This is a genomic window from Prevotella bivia DSM 20514 (assembly GCF_000262545.1).
Classification (GTDB): Bacteria; Bacteroidota; Bacteroidia; order Bacteroidales; family Bacteroidaceae; genus Prevotella; species Prevotella bivia.
This window is the reverse complement of sequence record NZ_JH660660.1, coordinates 1,003,381-1,022,737: the sequence shown is the minus strand read 5'-3', so window position 1 is coordinate 1,022,737 and position 19,357 is coordinate 1,003,381. Positions and strand designations below refer to the sequence as shown.

Annotated in this window: 16 protein-coding genes and 1 tRNA gene; 9 read left to right on the top strand and 8 right to left on the bottom strand. The window is 39.6% G+C overall.

Annotated features, from left to right (window positions below; genetic code table 11):
* Positions 1 to 65 precede the first annotated feature (65 nt).
* Both rpsT and PREBIDRAFT_RS06585 read right to left on the bottom strand, forming a co-directional pair.
* A complete protein-coding gene (rpsT, locus tag PREBIDRAFT_RS06590) occupies positions 66 to 320 on the bottom strand; it encodes a 30S ribosomal protein S20 (RefSeq protein ID WP_004337477.1) in 255 nt (84 codons plus the stop codon).
* A gap of 24 nt (positions 321 to 344) precedes the next feature.
* A tRNA-Glu gene (locus PREBIDRAFT_RS06585) sits at positions 345 to 416 on the bottom strand.
* 112 nt (positions 417 to 528) lie between these two features.
* Here PREBIDRAFT_RS06585 and recO point away from each other — a divergent pair.
* The 3 genes from recO to PREBIDRAFT_RS06570 all read left to right on the top strand — a co-directional run bounded on the left by recO (position 529) and on the right by PREBIDRAFT_RS06570 (position 7,005).
* Entirely contained in the window at positions 529 to 1,254 is a 726-nt protein-coding gene (recO, locus tag PREBIDRAFT_RS06580) for a DNA repair protein RecO (RefSeq protein ID WP_004337476.1), read from the top strand.
* A 433-nt stretch (positions 1,255 to 1,687) separates the two neighbouring features.
* Positions 1,688 to 3,856: a helix-turn-helix domain-containing protein gene (locus tag PREBIDRAFT_RS06575; RefSeq protein ID WP_004337474.1), complete on the top strand. Its 2,169-nt coding sequence runs from the start codon at positions 1,688 to 1,690 to the stop codon at positions 3,854 to 3,856.
* Between the two features lie 959 nt (positions 3,857 to 4,815).
* Entirely contained in the window at positions 4,816 to 7,005 is a 2,190-nt protein-coding gene (locus tag PREBIDRAFT_RS06570) for a glutamine synthetase III family protein (protein ID WP_004337473.1), read from the top strand.
* A gap of 66 nt (positions 7,006 to 7,071) precedes the next feature.
* Here PREBIDRAFT_RS06570 and PREBIDRAFT_RS06565 read toward each other — a convergent pair whose 3' ends face one another.
* The 6 genes from PREBIDRAFT_RS06565 to PREBIDRAFT_RS06540 form a co-directional block, all read right to left on the bottom strand.
* A complete protein-coding gene (locus tag PREBIDRAFT_RS06565; protein ID WP_004337472.1) occupies positions 7,072 to 8,103 on the bottom strand; it encodes a M28 family peptidase in 1,032 nt (343 codons plus the stop codon).
* A gap of 35 nt (positions 8,104 to 8,138) precedes the next feature.
* Positions 8,139 to 9,995 (bottom strand): fused gamma-glutamyl-gamma-aminobutyrate hydrolase/peptidase, encoded by a 1,857-nt coding sequence (locus tag PREBIDRAFT_RS06560; RefSeq protein ID WP_004337471.1) that lies wholly within the window; start codon positions 9,993 to 9,995, stop codon positions 8,139 to 8,141.
* Between the two features lie 109 nt (positions 9,996 to 10,104).
* A complete protein-coding gene (locus tag PREBIDRAFT_RS06555) occupies positions 10,105 to 10,581 on the bottom strand; it encodes an Lrp/AsnC family transcriptional regulator (protein ID WP_004337470.1) in 477 nt (158 codons plus the stop codon).
* Positions 10,582 to 10,983: 402 nt separating this feature from the next.
* Positions 10,984 to 11,949, bottom strand: a complete 966-nt coding sequence (locus PREBIDRAFT_RS06550) for an FKBP-type peptidyl-prolyl cis-trans isomerase (RefSeq protein ID WP_004337469.1) — start codon at positions 11,947 to 11,949, stop codon at positions 10,984 to 10,986.
* An 85-nt stretch (positions 11,950 to 12,034) separates the two neighbouring features.
* A complete protein-coding gene (locus tag PREBIDRAFT_RS06545; RefSeq protein WP_004337468.1) occupies positions 12,035 to 12,946 on the bottom strand; it encodes an FKBP-type peptidyl-prolyl cis-trans isomerase in 912 nt (303 codons plus the stop codon).
* 34 nt (positions 12,947 to 12,980) lie between these two features.
* A complete protein-coding gene (locus PREBIDRAFT_RS06540; RefSeq protein WP_004337467.1) occupies positions 12,981 to 13,586 on the bottom strand; it encodes an FKBP-type peptidyl-prolyl cis-trans isomerase in 606 nt (201 codons plus the stop codon).
* Positions 13,587 to 13,732: 146 nt separating this feature from the next.
* On the opposite strand from PREBIDRAFT_RS06540, the gene PREBIDRAFT_RS06535 reads away from it, so the two are divergent.
* The 6 genes from PREBIDRAFT_RS06535 (at position 13,733) to priA (ending at position 19,307) form a co-directional block, all read left to right on the top strand.
* Entirely contained in the window at positions 13,733 to 14,353 is a 621-nt protein-coding gene (locus PREBIDRAFT_RS06535) for a glutathione peroxidase (RefSeq protein WP_004337466.1), read from the top strand.
* Between the two features lie 439 nt (positions 14,354 to 14,792).
* Positions 14,793 to 15,404 carry a hypothetical protein gene (locus PREBIDRAFT_RS06530; protein WP_004337465.1) on the top strand — a complete coding sequence of 204 codons (612 nt, stop codon included), beginning with the start codon at positions 14,793 to 14,795 and terminating at the stop codon, positions 15,402 to 15,404.
* 7 nt (positions 15,405 to 15,411) lie between these two features.
* Positions 15,412 to 15,957: a cob(I)yrinic acid a,c-diamide adenosyltransferase gene (locus PREBIDRAFT_RS06525; RefSeq protein ID WP_004337464.1), complete on the top strand. Its 546-nt coding sequence runs from the start codon at positions 15,412 to 15,414 to the stop codon at positions 15,955 to 15,957.
* A gap of 57 nt (positions 15,958 to 16,014) precedes the next feature.
* Positions 16,015 to 16,236 carry a DUF2795 domain-containing protein gene (locus PREBIDRAFT_RS06520; protein WP_004337463.1) on the top strand — a complete coding sequence of 74 codons (222 nt, stop codon included), beginning with the start codon at positions 16,015 to 16,017 and terminating at the stop codon, positions 16,234 to 16,236.
* A gap of 110 nt (positions 16,237 to 16,346) precedes the next feature.
* Positions 16,347 to 16,955 carry a porin family protein gene (locus tag PREBIDRAFT_RS06515; RefSeq protein WP_004337460.1) on the top strand — a complete coding sequence of 203 codons (609 nt, stop codon included), beginning with the start codon at positions 16,347 to 16,349 and terminating at the stop codon, positions 16,953 to 16,955.
* A gap of 54 nt (positions 16,956 to 17,009) precedes the next feature.
* On the top strand, positions 17,010 to 19,307 hold the full coding sequence (gene priA / locus PREBIDRAFT_RS06510; RefSeq protein WP_004337459.1) for a replication restart helicase PriA: 2,298 nt from the start codon (positions 17,010 to 17,012) through the stop codon (positions 19,305 to 19,307).
* Positions 19,308 to 19,357 lie beyond the last annotated feature (50 nt).

Below are 19,357 nucleotides of genomic sequence, written 5' to 3'. Positions count from 1 at the left end.
AGAAAAGGGCTGCAATCCTATTGGATTACAACCCTAATATATTGTCCGCTATGACTAAATACGAATTACCCTAAAGCAGCTACGTGCTTTGCAAGGCTTGACTTCAAGTTAGCAGCCTTATTCTTATGGATAATATTAACCTTAGCTAGCTTATCTAACATCTTCTGAATAGAAGGATAAAGCTTTACAGCTTCTTCCTTATCAGTTAAATTACGAAACTTGCGTACAGCATTACGCATAGTTTTAGCATAATACTTGTTATGTAGCGCCTTAACCTTATCCTGGCGTATTCTTTTCAATGATGATTTGTGATTTGCCATCTTTGTAATTTCTTTTATTATTAGTAGTCTCTAGGGGAATCGAACCCCTCTTGCAAGAATGAAAATCTTGTGTCCTAGCCGATAGACGAAGAGACCGTGCTTTTGTTTTGCGGGTGCAAAGGTATAGCAATTATTTTATTCCTCCAAATTTTTACGCGATATTTTTTAATAAGCCCTTATATTTTTGTACTTTTGCTTCATAAAAGATATGCTACAAAAGACAAAAGCCATTGTGCTACATAGTTTAAAATATGGTGATTCTTCTTTAATAATCGACTTATTAACAGAGGAAGAAGGGCGCTTGACCTTTATTGTTCGTTTACCAAAAACACCAAAAGGTAAAATAAAAAAGCAATATTTCCAACCTATGACCTTGCTGGATATAGCGTTCGATTTCCGACCACATGCTAGCATGCAGCGTATTAAAGATATACGAATAGATATCCCATTTACCACTATTCCTTTCGATCCTATTAAATCATCTATCCTACTTTTTATATCAGAATTCCTTTTATATATTACTCGCAGTGAGCAATATAATAAAGCATTGTATCAGTTTGTGGCTAAAAGTGTGGAATGGCTAGACACTGCCACCGACCACTTAGCCAACTTCCACCTCACCTTTATGCTCCATTTAAGTAAGTTTATAGGCTTCCACCCCAATCTTTCAGAAGCCACCCCATACGCTTTTTTCGATCTTCGCAATGCTGAATTTTGCTATCAGATACCTCTTCACACCGATTATTTAAAACCTAACGAAGCCAACATTGTGCTTAAACTTTTTAGAATGAACTATGAAAGTATGCACCTTTTTCGCTTCTCGCGTGAAGAACGCAACTATATCACAGAAATCATTTTGCGCTATTATACCTTACATATCCCTAGTATGCCTACACTAAATAGTTTTGCGATACTAAAGGAGATATTTGAATAAACCACTACATACTATTACACTACATAAAAAAACCACACTCTCCGCTACGAAGAATGTGGCATATTTTGTTATTCTAAATTTCTAAAATAAAAGATTCTTTGAGAATCTTAAGCAGTTAGCTTGTTATTAACGTTTACTGCTTTTGCTACTGATACCGCAGTAATTGCTACTGCTACTAAAATAATTGTCATCATAATTTTTCTTTTTTTAAGAAGCCCTTTGCTTCTTTATTAATAATATGTTATCCTTAATTTTACACTGCAAAGTTACGACTGTTATCGCACACAACCAAGAAAAAACAGAAAAAACATCCTAAAAGATATGTAATTATTGCCCTATATCAAGGCTTTTGATATATATCAGTGTTTAGAAATAGGTTTTCCGAATTATTTCCTTTAACTTTGCTTGCAACATTATACATATAAAGCAAATAATGAGAGAAAACGAAGAACTAGCCCACGCATGGGACTTTATCGAGAACACCAATACCAGCATATTCCTAACAGGTAAGGCAGGAACGGGTAAAACCACCTTTCTACGCACCCTCAAAGAACATAGCAACAAACGTATCGTGGTGCTTGCACCTACGGGTGTAGCTGCTATCAATGCACAAGGCGTTACTATTCATTCGTTCTTTCAGCTCCCTTTCACACCCTTTGTACCTGAAATGAACATTAGAACAAAGTTCGATTTCAGCAAAGAGAAACGCAAAATTATCAAAACTCTCGACCTATTGATCATTGACGAGATTAGTATGGTGCGTGCCGATGTGCTTGATGCTATCGACTCTGTAATGCGCCGTTTCCGCGACCATGATAAGCCTTTTGGAGGTGTTCAGCTTCTTATGATAGGCGATCTTCAGCAACTCACACCCGTTGTTACTCCACAAGACGAGTCTATCCTTCGGCAACATTACCCTACCCCTTATTTCTTTTCATCAAAGGCTCTTGCGCTTATCAATTATGTTACCATTGAGCTTACCACCGTTTTCCGTCAGCAAGATCCTACCTTTATTCATCTCTTGAACAATATTCGTGAGGGAAAACTAGCAACTGCGGATAGACAATTGCTTAACACACGCTACAACCCCGACTTCAAACCACAAATGGGATCCGACTATATTCTCCTTACGACACATAACAATATAGCCGACAATTATAACACCATGCAGCTCGTGCGCATTGCTGCCCAGAGCTATTCTTTTGTAGCCTCCACCAAAGGTACTTTTCCCGAAACCAGCTACCCAGCCGAAAACACGCTCACACTAAAGAAGGGCGCACAGGTAATGTTTATCCGAAACGATAGCAACGGACTGTATTATAATGGTAAGATAGGACATGTTGTGGGGATAAGTAAGGAAAGCATTTTCGTAAAATGTCCTAACGAAGCGCATGAAATAGAGGTAAAACAAGAGGTGTGGGAAAACACAAAATATACGCTTAACGAAAAGACAAAGCAGATAGAACCTGAGGTGCAAGGCACATTTACACAATATCCTTTACGCCTTGCATGGGCTATCACCATTCATAAGAGTCAGGGACTTACCTTTGAACACGCCATTATTGATGCAGGCAAATCGTTTGCAGCGGGTCAGGTATATGTGGCTTTAAGCCGATGTAAGAGTATAGAAGGATTAGTACTCAAGTCGCTCATCACAGAAGGAAATATCATCAACGACGAGCAGGTGGATCAGTATATGGCATCGCAAGCACAGATTGCCAGCAAACAAGTACACCAGCTAGAAACACTCAAACAAGAATATTACCGCACACTCGTGCTAGAACTCTTTTCCTTTGACGATATTGCCCGCGCAGAAGTGGCTATGCACCGCCTATTAAACGAACATTTCTACAAGCAACAAGCCATTATAGCCCTACACAATAGCTGCATTACCGATTTTGCTTCAAAGCTACAAACCGTTGCCGACAAATGGCGTTTGCTCGTAGAAAAAATGACTTTTGAACAACTCAATATGCCCGACTTTATTGAGCGTATTAAGAAAGGTGCATTGTATTTTCATGCCAATCTTACCGAATTATTCAGCACACTCCTCACGGCTACCAAAGAAGTAGCAGTAAATAATAAGGTGTTAGCCAAACGTTTTGAAACTGCCTACAGCGAACTAGAACAGACCGTGCTTGCCAAACGCTATCTTTTAGAAGATATGACAGCACAAGCTTTCTCCACTGCATATTATCTCCGTGCCAAACAAGAGGCAGTCGTGGCAAGTATGGGCAAGAACGAACAAGCCCAAAAGAAACGCAGAAAAAAGAAGGAAACAGAAAAGAAAGAGCCTAAACAGCCCACTGCTACTATCAGCTTTCAACTATACAAAGAAGGCAAAACAATAGAGCAAATAGCAAAGGAACGCAGCCTCACCACTAACACCATTATGACCCATTTAGGCAAATTTGTAGCTGAAGGCTTGCTACCTATTACTGATATTCTTCCGCAAAACAAGATAAACGTTATTAAGGAAGCTGTGCAACGCATAACACTAGCCAATGGTATGAAACCCATTAAGGAGGCTTGTCCAGACTATATTACTTATGGGGATATCCATTTTTACATTAGTAGTACGCACAACAATAACAAGAAATAAACACTTGAATACCATATAGTTACAAAAGTAAACTATCTTTTAAACCGTAAAATATAACCGTTTAAGTATTAAAACTTCGCCTTTTGTTAGATAAAAGGCGAAGTTTTAAAAGCAAAAATAATTTATTTTTGTTTATTTTTCAATTTATTTTTATTTCGTTTTCAATTTATTTTTACTCCTTTTTTAATTTATTTTTCAAAACAAAAGATCATCAATTGCCGAGTAAAAGATTACTCTTTGCTATTTAAAAGGTAATCTATTTAATAGACAAAAGATGTTTTTCCTATTCGCTTCTGTTTCTCTATAACAGTATGCACATCGCTATTTTCCTTATTTATCCACACGATTCAACCCAAATCGGTCATTAGAGTTCTTCGAGATTTGCGCACTTATTTTGAACTATTTTTGGTTGTTTTGGAAGGCATTTAGCGGGCTAAACAACTGAAAAACAGACAAAAAGAGCCAAAATAAGCAGCAAAGCCGAAGAAAAGCATAAGATTTCAACCATTACAAAACCCTTTGCAGTCTAACGACCGATCGGGGTTCAATATTGTTGTAAGCGTTCTGCAATCGAATATTTTCGGTTTTCTTTGTCAAAAAGATATAACTTTAAAACTTTTTTAAATTAGAAATATTGTTATTCCCAAAAAATAATATATCTTTGCCACGTAAGTAATAAAAAAAGAACTACTCTAGTAGACAAGTAGATTTAGTTTTAATAAAACTCAAAACGAATAGATTAGATTGTGATCATAAACTCCGAGACGGACACCATGGTCATATTACTTAAACACACATTTGAGTTATTTAGTTAAGCAATAAAGTGTACCTTTACGCGAGTAATGGTGCACTTTTTTATTTATTTTCCTTAAAAATCTATCACTATATAACAATTATCATCTGCAAAGATAATTTATTCGTAAATTTGCAACCATTAGTTTTACACAAGGTAAGAAGAAATGGCAAATTTAAGATTTAACGTTGTTGAGCGTGCTTTTAAGAAGCGTCCTCTCAATGTAGACGTGCCTACAACACGCCCATCAGAGTATTATGGTAAGCTTGTATTCAATCGCAAGAGAATGTATAAGTATCTTCCTGTAGATGTTTATGAAAAGTTAGTAGATGTTATCGACAATGGTTCGCGCCTCGATCGCTCTATAGCCGATGCGGTGGCAAAGGGTATGAAGCAGTGGGCACTTGAGCATGGTGTTACACATTACACCCACTGGTTTCAGCCATTAACAGAAGGTACCGCAGAGAAACATGATGCTTTCGTTGAACATGATGGTAAGGGCGGTATGGTGGAAGACTTCTCTGGCAAACTTCTTGTGCAACAAGAGCCTGATGCTAGTTCGTTCCCAAATGGTGGTATCCGTAATACTTTCGAAGCTAGAGGCTACTCGGCATGGGATCCCACAAGCCCAGTCTTTATCATTGACGATACGCTTTGTATTCCTACCATCTTTATTTCTTATACTGGCGAAGCGCTCGACTACAAAGCACCGCTACTAAAATCGCTTCGTGCTATTAACAACGCAGCAACAGAAGTGTGCCAATACTTCAACCCAGATGTAAAACAAGTGCATGTCAACCTCGGTTGGGAACAAGAGTATTTCCTTGTAGATGAAGATCTTTTCTTTGCTCGCCCCGACTTGGTACTTACAGGCAGAACCCTTATGGGACACGACTCGGCAAAAAATCAGCAGATGGACGACCACTATTTCGGCACCATTCCTGAGCGTGTTCAAGCTTATATGCAAGATCTTGAGATAGAGTCGCTTCGCTTAGGTATTCCTGTTAAAACTCGTCATAACGAGGTAGCACCAGGTCAGTTTGAGTTGGCACCTATCTTTGAGGAATGCAACTTAGCTGTCGATCATAATATGCTACTTATGTCGCTCATGAAGAAAATAGCCCATAAGCATAGCTTCCGAGTGCTATTGCATGAGAAGCCATTCGATGGCATCAATGGTAGTGGTAAGCATAACAACTGGAGCTTAACCACAGACACAGGTATCTTGCTTCACCGAAACGGTAAAACCCCAGAGGATAACCTTCGCTTTGTGGTATTCATCGTTGAAACCTTAATGGGCGTTTATAAGCACAACGGCTTGCTAAAAGCCTCTGTAATGAGTGCTACTAACGACCATCGTCTAGGTGCAAACGAGGCTCCTCCTGCTATCATCTCTTCGTTCTTGGGAACTCAACTCACCGACTTGCTCGACCATATAGAACTTGCAGACAAAGAAGCCCTCTTCAATCTTGCAGGCAAACAAGGAATGAAGCTAGATATTCCAGAGATACCTGAACTACTGATTGATAATACCGATCGTAACCGCACCTCACCTTTTGCTTTCACTGGTAATCGCTTTGAGTTCCGTGCTGTTGGTTCAGAGGCTAACTGTGCTTCAGCAATGATCGTACTCAACACGGCTGTTGCAGAGGCTTTAACCAACTTCAAGACACGCGTTGATACGCTTATCGCTAATGGAGAGGATAAAGCTTCGGCTATCCTCGATGTTATTCGCGAAGATATTAAGACTTGCAAGCCTATCCGCTTCGACGGCAATGGATACAGCGACGAGTGGAAAGAAGAGGCTACTAAACGTGGGTTGGATTGTGAGTCGAGCTGCCCACTATGCTTCGATCGCTACCTTGACGAGGACGCAGTGAGAATGTTCGAGACAATGAACGTAATGGCTAAGAACGAGCTAGAGGCTCGAAATGAGGTAAAATGGGAAACCTATACCAAGCGCATCCAAATAGAAGCACGTGTAATAGGCGATCTTGCCATGAACCACATCATACCTGTGGCTACAGAATATCAAACACTTTTAGCAAAGAACGTTAAGAGTATGATAGAGATTTTCGGTCGTGAGGAGGGTAAGGATCTTACCGAGCGTAATATTAGCATTATAAAAGAGATTGCCGATCGTACAAAGATCATCGAAACAGATGTAGAAGAATTGGTTAACGCACGTAAGGTGGCTAACAAGATTGAATGTCAACGTGAGAAAGCAATAGCCTATCATGACACCGTAACGCCTAAAATGGAGGAGATACGTTACCATATTGATAAGCTAGAATTAGTGGTGAGCAACGAACTTTGGACACTTCCTAAGTATCGCGAACTACTATTCATTAGATAGTATAAAAGCAAAAGGCTAACCCTGTATTGATAAGAGGTTAGCCTTTTTTGTTTCTTTATTTTTCCTTTATTTAAAGGTGTATATCACTTGTATCATAGTTTGTCCTACTGCCTTTAATGTGTTTTTATCAATATGTTCCATCGTGTCATTGATAGTATGCCACGTTGGACCAAAAGTACTTTGTTGGCAGTCAGGATAATAAGGAATCACATCTATAGTAGGAATACCTGCTTGCTGATTAACAGGAATGTGGTCGTCGGTAATCATTCCGCCCATATCATCGGGGAAATAAGAGCCATATCCTGCCATTTTTGCAGCATCCCAGACACGATTAACCACCTCTGGTGCATATTGCATAGACATGCCTTCACGATAGAACTGCGCACCTTCGCCACCCACCATATCTAACAAAATGCCAAACTGTGGCTTAACTTTCGATGGAAAATTGGCTGCATAATATTGTGCGCCGAGTGCCCAGCTATCGCCTGTATCAGTAGCGCTATGATCCCAAGTTGGTACACCCCAATCCTCAGCATCAAAGCAAACGAAGTCGATACCAATATCTAAGGGTTTCTTTTCTTTACTTAATACGCGCGCAAGTTCTAACATTACTCCCACCCCACTAGCACCATCATTAGCAGCCATAACGGGCTTTTTATGATTGGCAGAGTCGGGATCGTTGTCTGCCCAAGGTCGAGCATCCCAGTGAGCACAAATCAATATACGTTTTTGTGCTGATGGATTGTATTGTGCAATGATGTTATTCGACTTCAATACCGTACCATCGTAACCCTTTAGGTTGGCTTTTTGCTCTTGAACAGTACAACCATACTCCTTGAATTTCTTTACAATCCATGCACCACACTTATCATGTGCCGCTGAATTCATAATGCGTTCACCAAAGTTACACTGCGCACCCATAAAGTTATAAGCCGAGTCTTCGCTAAAGGTTGGCCCTACAGGCTTCACTGTTGTTGTGGCTGCACCACTATCATTAGTGGCTGCTGTGGAAGAAGTCTTTCCCTTACAACTCATAGTTGAAGTAGCAATAGCTAGCAACATAATGCTTGATAAGAAAAGCTTTGTTCTTTTATTCATATCTCGTTATTTACTAAATGTATCTAATAAAACTGTTATCTCTGTTGCACTTGTGCCATTACACGAAGCCAATTGCCGCCCCATATCTTCTCAATATCTCGCTCACTATACTTTCGTTGGAGTAAATGCAGCGTAAAGTTAATCATCTCACTTGCATCAGCTAGTCCACAAACGGTTCCATCTCCATCAAAGTCGGTACCAATACCTACATGATCTATACCCATAATCTTTATGGCATGTTCTAAGTGATCGATAGCATGAAGGATTGTAGCTTCGCTTGGTGTATGTAAGAAACCGTGATAAAGTGTGATATGGGCTACACCACCTTTAGTAGCAAGGGCGCGCATTTGGTCGTCGGTTAAGTTGCGAGCCACATTACAAAGAGCCTTACTATTAGAGTGGCTGCATACAATTGGCTTTGTACTTATGTCTAAAGCATCATAGAAACTCTTCTCTCCACCATGACTAAGATCCACCATTATGCCATATTTATTCATCTCCCGGATCACCTCTTCACCAAATTTGCTCACACCACCGTGCATATTTGAACCACGCGCTGAGTCGCAAATATCATTGTCTCCGTTATGACATAAGGTGATATACGATACACCTCTTTGCGCAAAATGCTTCACATTTTCTAGTTTCCCCTCAAGTGCCAAGCCATTTTCGATGGCTAAAACGATGCTCTTCCGCCCTTTACGCTTATCTTCATAAAGGTCGGAAGGAGTACGAGCAATGCTCAAATACTTACTATTCTGCCTCACAATCTGCTCTATCTTGTCAAAGATCAAATTGGTATAGCTGAATGGTGTTACATGATTAAGTTGTTCTAAAAGATCAGGATTGTGCTTTTTCAAGCCATCTATATCTATCTTTGAAGAGAAAGTTTCTCCTAGTTTGGGTTGCGGAAGATAAGCCACCATTGACACAGCGTCCTGCCTTCCTTCCGTCATCTTATGCAAGTCGTAGAGAATACGAGGATCCCTCTGCTCGAAATGTACACCTTGTGGGAAGAACATAGGTGTGTCGCAATGGGTGTCTAGGGTAAGAATACGCTTGTGAAGTTGCTTTGCCGCATAGAAATTATCTGCCTGTTTTACGAGCCAAGAGAATAGTTTTCCACCCTCTTCTTTCATCCATTCGGGATGCCACTGTACCCCAAGTAAAGGTTTATATTCAGCACTTTCAATTGCTTCGATAACTCCATCGGGTGCCATTGCTGATACTTTAAAGCGTTTTCCGGGGTTCTTTACCGCTTGATGATGGAAGGAATTAACAAAGATCTTATCTGCTTTATAGATAGAATGAAGCACAGAGCCTTCTAAAATAGCCACACTATGCGTTGCTTCCCCTTTGTCGGCATCTTGTGAATGCTTAATAGTAGCAGCATAAAGCGTTATTGTAGGCTTCGCTTTCTTTGGCTTTTCTTCAGAAGATACTTCCTTTACGAGATAGTCTTCATAGATGTCTTGCTGCACTTCTCCTCCTAGAGCAATAGCCATAGTCTGCACACCTCTACAAATACCCATGATAGGTATTTGACGATTAAATGCTAATTGGGTTATCATTAGCTCTGCCAAATCGCGTTTCGCATTGATATTATGCAATTGGGTAGATGGTTCTTCGCCTATCCAAAGAGGGTTAATGTCGCCTCCTCCAGTGAGTAACAACCCATCAATATGCTCCAAACTATTTAAGATTACATCCTTATCTGCGATGGGAGGAAGCAGAATTGGTGTGCCACCTGCTTTTACAATTTGCTCATAATAAACCTCTCTTAATGTAGCATCTACATCTGAATGGTTAGTGGTTATACCGATAATAGGCATGTGCTTAGCCTCGGGAAACTTCGCATATACCTCATTAAGATGCGCTTGTAAGTCGTAATTCATTCTCTATTTTTTATCTCCTTTCTACTGTTTTCTGTATCTACAGCATAAAATAGGTTGCGTTTAGCAACTAGTAAAACCTTTATATAGCTCTCGCTAGCATTATTTTTGCTTAGTCGTCTTCACCCAAATCCTTTGCAACTGGGATTTCTCTCTTGATGCTTTGCTCAAGCGAAATAAGCGTTTCGGTTGATACTACACCGGGAATACTTTGCATTTGATTATTCAATAAATCCATCAACTGCTCATTGTCTTTTGCATACAACTTCAAGAGCATAGTGTAAGGACCTGTGGTAAAGTGGCATTCTATGATTTCAGGAATGGTGTTCAACCTCGCTACCACTTCTTTATACATCGAACCACGTTCAAGGTTTAAACCTACATAAGTACATGTAGTGTAGCCCAAACTCTTTGGATTGATGTAGTAGCCACTACCTGTTATCACACCATTTTCCACTAAATGTTGTACACGTTGGTGTATAGCAGCACGTGAAACGCCACATTTTGCAGCCACATCTTTGAATGGCATACGAGCATTTTGCGAAAGAATGCCTAGGATTTTCTTGTCCAGTTTGTCAATTTTTTCCATTATTGATTTTGTATTAAGCAATTGGTTTTCCAGCGTTGTTTGATTGATTCTTATAACGTTAGCACAAATACTATTGTGAGTTACTCCTCACTTGAATAGCGGAAGATCACATAGCATAATGTCATATAGAAAGCAAAAGTAAATAATCTATTTTTTACTAACAAGCAAAATGCCAAAAAAATGCGCCTATTAGGCGCATTTTGTTATTTAGAGGGAAAGAGTTGAAGAAGTAAAAGTGGCTATTGCTCTCTTCGTTTCATAATGAATTAAAGCGAAATAAAGAATACTCTTTAGTTAGATAAAGAAGTTATGCGATAATTGTCCACCTAAAATTCATTAACGAACAAAGAAAACTTCATCAACAAACAAAAAGCTATTCATAAACAAATAAAGCCAAACTGATTACTTCTTAACAGCTTTCTTAACGGCAGACTTTACTGGTTCTACCTTTTGTTCTTCTTTCTTCTCAATACCTTTTAATTCCATTGTGAATACAAGGGCTGAGTAAGGAGCTATATCTTCGCCAGCTCCACGAGCACCATAGGCAAGCTCTTGAGGAATGTAGAGTATCCATTTAGAACCTACAGGCATTATGCTTAACGCTTCAGTCCAACCTTTTATAAGGTTAGATACGCCGAAAGTATCATACGCTTTACCATGACGAGCAGTGGCGTCAAAAATCTTTCCGTCGATAGTACGTCCTTCATATTCTACATTTACTTGGTCGTCCTTAGTAGGAATAGCACCTGTTCCTTTTGTCATAACCAAATACTGCAAACCGCTAGGAGTAGTGATTACACCCTCTTTCTTTGCATTCTCAGCAAGAAACTTTTCACCAGCCTCCTTGTTAGCCTTATTCTTTGCTTCCTTTAAAGCCATACGCTTAGCTTCAAAATATGCCTGTGCTTTAGCTTGTGTAAACACAGTACTATCTTTCTCTAATGCTGCAATAAATCCCGCAAAGAGTTTATGCTCGTCTAGCTGAACATCTGTTCCCTGAAACTGCGACTTTACATTGGGTAACATTTGCTTCTGCACTTGTTCTGCAATGGCAAAGCCTGCCCTATAAGCCACAAAGGCTTTATCATCACGACGAGCAAAGGCTTCTCTTACACCTCGAATAAAGTCAGCCTTATTAGCTTCTTCAATGCCATACTTCTGAACCAAGTATTGCTCTAATCCACCCGTAAAAGCAGCACCTGTAGCATAGCTTAATGTGTCAGAAGGAGTAGAAAGCACCACTTTATCGGCTGCTTTCTGCTCCACCATAACAGTCTTATTCTTCTTATTTTTCTTACTTTGCGCACTCACGGTAGTGAATGATGCGTTTGCAATAACGATGATCGCTAAGATTAAAATCTTCTTCATCTTCTATGTTTTACTGATAATACTTGTTGATAACAATAAGGTCGGATCCTAAAACCCGACCTTACCTTATTATATATATCCTAGCTTACTTCTTAGCTGAAGCACCTGGCATAGCTGCACCTTGAGGTGCTTGAGGAGCCTTTTCGATAGCCACCAACTCAATAGTGAAAATTAATGTTGAGAATGGCTTTATCTGAGGACCAGCTTGATTAGCACCATAACCAGCTGCTGCAGGGATAGTTACTTCCCACTTAGCACCTACAGGCATATTTGTCAAAGCCTCGGTAAAGCCTGGAATCACACCACCTACAGGCATTGTAGCACCATCGCGCTGATCGAAAGTCTTACCATCAATGGTCTTACCAACATAGTTGATCTTTACCATATCGGTAGCCTTAGGCTTTGCACCAGTACCCTTCTTAATCTCAAGTACCTGAACACCCTTTCCTAAAGTTTTAACACCAGCCTTCTTAGCATTCTTTACAAGATAAGCTTCGTTCTGTTTCTTGTAAGCACCGTATGTTTTTTCTGCAGCTTTAGCCTTAATAGCTTCACCAACAGTCTGCTCTATCTTACGAGCTTCCTCTACAGTAATCTTCTGTCCCTTACCCTTTGCTGAAGCGGCAAAACCTGCTACAAAGTTATTAATAGAGATGCTCTGTGTAGAGTCTTCACCAAAGATTTGCTTGTTAATTTGCTGCTTAATCATCATACTAACCTGCTGACCAGCACCAACACCAGCATTGTAAGCAGCTTTCTTCTTATCGTCTGCACCCTTAGCAGCATCGTTCAAACCTCTAATAAATTCGTCAATGTAAGCTGTATCAATCTGCATTTGAGTTAAATACTGTTTAACACCTTGACCTTGATCAACGCCGATAGCATAGCTCAATGAGTCAATATCCGACTTTAACTCTGCCTTAGGGCTTGAGTTTCCACATGCTGTAAAAGCTGTAACTGCAACGATAGCAACAGCTACCAATGTAATTTTCTTCATATCTTTATAAGTTTTTTTATATTTCCTAATGATTTTACTTTACTGCAACTAGCTCTACTACGAATACCAAAGCTGCACATGGAGGAATAGAACCACCAGCCCCTTTCTCACCGTAAGCTAATGTATAAGGAATAAAGAAGCGATACTTAGCACCTTCCTTCATAAGCTGTACACCCTCTGTCCAACCTGGAATAACTTGGTTTAAACCAAAAGTAGCAGTCTGACCACGATCGTAAGAACTATCAAACTTAGTTCCATCAATCAAAGTACCTTCGTAATGACACTCTACAGTAGATGTAGCAGAAGGCTGCTTACCAGTTCCTTCGCGCAAAACTTCGTACTGAAGCCCTGAAGCTAACACTGTGATACCCTCCTTCTTACCATTCTCTGCCAAGAACTTCTCGCCCTCTTCTTTGAAAACCTTACCAGCTTCAGCCATTGCAGCAGCCTGCTTAGCCTCTTGAGCTTGGAAGAAATTTTGCACTAGTTGTTGAGCTTCGTTCTGATCCACCTTTAATGATGTGCCAGAGATAACATCTTTGATGGCTTGTGCGAAGTCATCAATATTAAGTTCCTGCGCACCCATTCCTGATAGCTGGGAACCGATACCGATGCCCAAAGCATAGCTTAATTTATCCATTTAAATAGTTTTGTTTTTTAATTATTATTATGTGCAAAGTTACGATTTTTGATACAAGGAATTGCATATTATCTAATTAAAATAATTAAATTTGCGAACATTAACTAGTTATGAGTAGTTATAAAATAAATAAATATTGATATAAAATGAAAAAGAAAAAGATTGTATTGCTTTTTATAGCTTTGTTTTTTGCTATAGTAAGCATGGCGCAGAAGAATGTATATAAGTTTGAAGTAAAAGATGGTGCTGGCAACCCTGTGAAGCTAAAAGAATATAAAGGTAAGGTACTCCTCATTGTAAACACTGCCACAAAATGTGGTTTCACCCCTCAATATGAAGATTTGGAACGCCTATATGCCACCTATCAGGCACAGGGATTTATTGTGCTAGATTTCCCTTGCAATCAGTTTGGCGGTCAGGCTCCAGGTGCTTACAACGAAATACATAGTTTTTGCTCCGATCGTTTTGGCATTACGTTCCCACAATTTAGCAAGATTACTGTAAATGGTATGGGCGAAGCACCACTTTATACCTATCTCAAGAAGCAAGCACCCTTTAAAGGTTTCGACACAACTACTGACATAGGTAAACTCCTAGATGAAAAGTTTCGTAAGGATAATCCTAACTATGCTAAGGATCCAAGTATAAAATGGAACTTTACAAAGTTTTTGATTGATCGAGAAGGGCATGTCATCGACCGCTTCGAACCGTCTGATGACATGCAGAAAGTGGAAACGGGCATTAAAGCAGCTTTACTAATGAAATAGCAAGACAAAACACTTTTTACCATAAAACAAAATAAGACAACAGAAGGATCAACTATCGCTCAATGCAGAATAGTTGATCTTTTTAAAGGTAGAAACTTTTTCTCATCTATATTAAAAACATATCTCCCTATTAGTAAAACATAACTTTCTTTTTAGCAAACAGTTACGTTTCATCTCACAAAAGGTAATGTTTTACTCGCAAAAATAATTTATTTTTCATACAAAAATAAATTAAAAGCAAATCAAAAATAAATTATTTTTCACCCCAAAAGTTTACCTTTTACCACACAAAAGGTAAGCTATTCGCAGAAGAAAGCTTACCTATTACGTTTTCAAACGTTCACACATTATTTTTTAAGGATATTCAAAAATATAAGAATAATTTGCTTATATACTATTAAAAAACTGTATATTTGCAAACTAACAATCTACATACATTATGTTTTATACCCTAAAACGTTCCTGTGTCTGGGTGCGCCGTATGCGCTATTCAAAGGGCTTTGGAGTGCAATCGCCTTGGGCTTACAAGTTTGTACGCGAGGTGGTAAACAATCATACTCGCTATGAGATTTACAATACGCTAAAGCATCATGTCTTTGGCTTAGACAAACGTAAACGCAAACTATGTCGTCTATACTACAGAATGGCAAAGTTTGTAAATCCTAATTATGTCATTGACTTTCATCCAGAGGGAACAGCTTACAAGGCTTACTTCTTGGCTGGTTGTAATAAAAATACCTATCGCCTAGTAAGCAACCACATTGATAGAGAGGCAATGCTAGCATGGCTTAAAGAGATAACCGAAAAAACCGTTTTGGTTCGTGTTACGCTAGAAGGAGGCTACGATGAATTTGTAAACGATGTGCTTGACAATTTATCTGCTACCTCCGTTGTTATCATTGAGCATATTCATAAAGACAAACATACCACACAATACTGGAAACAGCTTGTAGCTGACAGCAGGGTGGGTGTATCATTTGATCTTTATTACTGCGGAGTGCTCTTCTTGAACACTAAAATGTACAAGCAAAACTACATCATCAATTTTTAAGTGTCCTATGAAAATTTACACGAAAACGGGTGATGCTGGTAAAACCTCATTGATAGGCAATACCAAGGTGGATAAAGACGATACTCGAGTAGAGGCATACGGCAATATAGACGAGCTAAATTCTCATATAGGGCTACTCATTTCTACCGCAGGTATTACCGATGAAATCGGCGATTTCTTACACCACGTGCAGGGAAATCTCTTCTTGCTCAGTTCGTTAATGGCATCAGAAAAATATAATGAAAAATACGAAATAGATGCTACCGAGATAGAAAAAGTAGAGGAAGAGATCGACCGTCTCACAGCGATGCTCCCCAAGAAGTTCTCATTTGTTTATCCCGGAGGTAATTTAGCTTCGAGCGAAAGCCACATCTGTCGCACCGTATGCCGCCGTGCTGAGCGCCGTGTTGTAACGATGTCGAGAACGATGAATGCAGGTATGAATACCCTGCCTTACCTCAATCGGTTATCCGACTATTTCTTTACGCTAGCACGCTACATAAACTATCGTGATAACGTGGACGAAAAAAAGTGGGAAATATCTTGCAAATAAGAATAAAGAATATTACTTTTGCAGCCGTATAAGAATTAATTTTTAACAAAAAATATTATGTATTGGACATTAGAATTAGCCTCTAAACTAGAAGATGCGCCATGGCCTGCTACCAAAGATGAGTTGATAGACTATGCGATGCGTTCAGGAGCCCCATTAGAGGTACTAGAGAATTTACAAGAGATAGAGGATGAAGGCGATGTCTATGACAGCATAGAAGACATTTGGCCTGACTACCCATCTAAGGATGATTTCTTGTGGAATGAGGATGAATATTAATTCTGCAAGAAATAGTTTATAACTAGATAAAAGAAAAAGGGTTGCTCGCACAAAAATGGCGAACAACCTTTTTCCGTTTATATTGTCAATAACACATAACAAAAAGTAATATGAAAAGATACGTTTTAGCCACACTAGCACTATTGTTGGTAACTTTTGCGAATGCTCAAAGTTTTAAGTTTGGTATCAAAGGTGGTTTGAACGTTACCGATATGCACTTCAGCAGTAAGGTAATTGACAAGTCGAACCGTGCTGGATTCTTTTTCGGTCCCACTGCTAAACTTAGCTTTCCCCTCATCGGACTTGGTATTGATGCTTCAGCCCTATACGATTATCAATCAGCAAAAGTGGACGATGGCACTGGCGATATGCTCAATGTGAAGCTGCAGCAAATAACTATCCCTGTAAACTTGCGCTATAGTATAGGACTGGGCAGTGTGGCAGACATCTTCTTTTTTGCTGGTCCACAATGGGGAATTAACGTTGGAAACAAAAACTTTAAGTGGAATAGCGGTAGCAGTTACTCTTTAAAAAAGAGCGATTTCAGCGTGAATGTAGGTCTCGGTGCCACCGTTTTAAGTCATCTTCAAGTAAGTGCTAACTACAATATAGTATGTGGAAAGTCGGCTGACATTACCCTCGACACTGCTATTGACAATATAACAAAGAGCAAAAGCCATAATAATTCATGGCAAATTGGTGTGGCTTACTTCTTCTAAAAGGCAAATACCTCAATGAATAAGTGGGTATTATTCTACTAAGAAACTCAGAAAATGGCATACGCTAACATCGTCCTTCCTGTGCCTTTAGATGCACAATTTTCATATATTGTACCCGATGCGCTTGCTGATAAGGTGCAGGTTGGGATGCGTGTGGTAGTGCCTTTTGGCAAAACAAAGACTTATGTAGGTATCGTAAGCCTATACCCTGCTCCCGAACCTGCAAACAGTGTCGATGAAAAGGGCAAAAAAATAACTTTTAAAGAGATATTATCAATCTTTGAGCCAACGCCTATCCTTGTTCCAGAACAGCTCAAACTATGGCAATGGATGAGCAATTATTATATGACGCCTATAGGCGATGTATATAAGGCTGCATTCCCTTCAGGATTAAAGACTGAAGATAAATACAAACCACGAACAGAACTCTACATCACTTTATCTGATATTTATAAGAACAATGAAGCATTAAACTTATTGTTAAACGCCTTTGGAAGAGCTAAGAAGCAACAAGAAGTGTTGATGACTTATTTGCAGTTAGCAGGAGTAGATACTATAAATAGCCTCAACAGCGATAGCCTTTTAAGAGAGGTTACACGCGAAGAATTGCTCAATGAGGCGCATTGTAGCCTATCGGTTATTCATGCTTTAGTAGAGCGAAAGGTATTGCGTACTTACGAAAAGGAGGTGGGGCGATTGCAAATAGGTATTGCTACTCACTATGAAAAGATAAAACCGCTAAACGAAGCACAGACCGATGCTTATAACCATCTTCTTCTACAAATGATGCAACACCCTGTAACGCTCTTACATGGGGTTACCTCTTCGGGAAAAACAGAAATCTATATCCACCTTATTCAGAAAGCGATAGAGGAGCATAAACAGGTACTTTATTTAGTGCCAGAGATAGCTTTAACAGTACAAATGACAAGCCGTTTGCAGGCTGTTTTTGGCGATAAATTGGGCATTTATCATAGTAAATACAGCGATGCAGAGCGTGTAGAGATATGGAAAAAGCAATTGTCCAACCACCCGTATGATGTTATCTTAGGGGCTAGAAGTGCGGTATTCTTGCCTTTTCAGCAATTAGGCTTGGTAATAGTAGATGAAGAACACGAACAAAGCTTTAAGCAGCAAGATCCTGCCCCACGCTATCACGCACGGTCGGCAGCCATCATATTGGCAAATATGTATAAAGCAAAGGTTCTTTTAGGTACTGCTACGCCTTCAATAGAAACCTACTTCAACGCAAAGAATGGTAAGTTTGGCTTTGTGGAACTCTCACGAAGATACAAAGATATTCAGCTTCCTCAAGTAGAGATTGTGGATATAAAGGATTTGCGCCGAAGAAAGATGATGAAAGGACCTTTCTCTCCTCGCTTGCTCTCTGCTGTGAGAGAGGCGTTAGAACACGGACAACAAGCCATCTTGTTTCAAAACCGTCGTGGTTTTGCTCCTATGGTGGAGTGTAAACAATGTGGATGGGTGCCAAAGTGTCCAAACTGTGATGTGTCGCTCACATTGCATAAAAATATGAATAGTCTTAGCTGTCATTACTGCGGATACACCTATAAAGTGCCTACAGCGTGTCCTTGCTGCGAAGGAACAGATATTCGTGGGCGAGGTTATGGCACGGAGAAAATAGAAGATGAGATTAGTAGTTTGCTACCCGAGGCTAAGATAGCACGTATGGACTTGGACACCACACGCACCCATAATGCCTACGATCGTATCATCAACGAGTTTTCGGAGGGCAAGACAAACTTGCTCATCGGCACACAAATGATAACAAAGGGACTAGACTTTGACAAGGTTTCGGTAGTGGGAATATTAGATGCCGATTCTATGTTGAACTATCCTGACTTCCGTGCCTACGAGCAGGCGTTTATGATGATGTGTCAAGTGAGTGGACGAGCAGGCAGAAAAGGCAAACAAGGATTGGTGATTTTACAAACAAAAAATCAGGAGTTGCCCATTATTCAGCAAGTGGTACATAATGATTATCAAAACTTTTATCGTAATGTTTTGGAAGAAAGAAAGGATTTTCACTATCCTCCTTTTTATCGCCTCATCTATGTTTATCTGAAGCATCGTGAGGAAAACGTGGTGGAATCGGCTGGATATGAATTGGGATCTCGTCTTCGTGAAGTATTGGGAAACCGTGTGCTAGGTCCTGATAAGCCTGCCGTTGCGCGCGTAAAAACGCTCAATATTAGAAAAATTGTCCTCAAGCTTGAGAACGGTATAGATATGACAAGAGCGAAACAGGTGCTTCGTCAGGTGCAAGCGGCTATGAGTAAGGATAAGCGTTATGGTGCTTTGGTGGTGTATTATGATGTAGATCCGTTATAATTTTAACGGAATATAAAGTAAGCATCCAATATTAGCCGCCTTTGTGTAGC